This is a genomic window from Campylobacter sp. CNRCH_2013_0671h (assembly GCF_025773055.1).
GTDB lineage: Bacteria > Campylobacterota > Campylobacteria > Campylobacterales > Campylobacteraceae > Campylobacter_D > Campylobacter_D lari_D.
Genome location: NZ_JAKMTG010000031.1, coordinates 1 through 740, shown reverse-complemented (window position 1 = coordinate 740; position 740 = coordinate 1). Strand labels below are relative to the sequence as shown.

General features: G+C 29.6%; 1 pseudogene. It reads left to right on the top strand.

Annotated elements, in window-relative coordinates:
- A pseudogene (locus L8X97_RS08285) lies at window positions 1-740 on the top strand (hypothetical protein); the annotation flags it as partial.

The window sequence follows — 740 nt, the reverse complement described above, 5'->3', positions numbered from 1 at the left end:
AGGCAAATACACCCAAGAATATTCTAAAGCTTTGTTTGAAGCTGATCGTATATTAAGAAACTCTCCCTATAAAGACTATCAACCCAGATATTTAGATCCTAATCTTTACACAGGGCAAAGTTCTACTTTGCTTGAGTTTAAAGATTGGCAAAGTATTTATCTAAAAGATCCTATAAAAGGAAGCATAGCTCCTTGGACTAAAGCAGAAAAAGCTTATTATAAATCTTTAAAAACTAAAAAAGAAAGATATAAGTATTTAGTCATTAGAAGTGGTATAAGAAGTGTTGTTATAGATATACCTTATGAAGCTATAGGAGCTGTAGATGAAAAAGGAAATGTAGATCCTAAATATGAAAAATTATATAGAATAGTAGATGATAATAAACATAATCTAAGATCAAGTTTATTTCATAATGAATGGGGTATGGCAGCAGGAATATTAGGTGATTATAAATATCTAGCTAATGATATGTCTCAAAATGGTTTTAATGCAAGATTTATCCAAGCTACTATACTTTATATACAATTAAGTGGAGGAAGTAGTATATTAGATAAACCTAATTTATTAGGTGCTATTTATGGTTATGCTGATATTGCTGTAGGAAGTGGTTTAGTAGGAGTGCATAAAAATCCTTTAAGAGAACAAGAGATTAAAACCTTAGCTAAGACTTTAAAACCTGATGAATTTGGTATGCTTCCTTTTATAGATGAGATTATGGGAGTAGATTGGATAATTGATT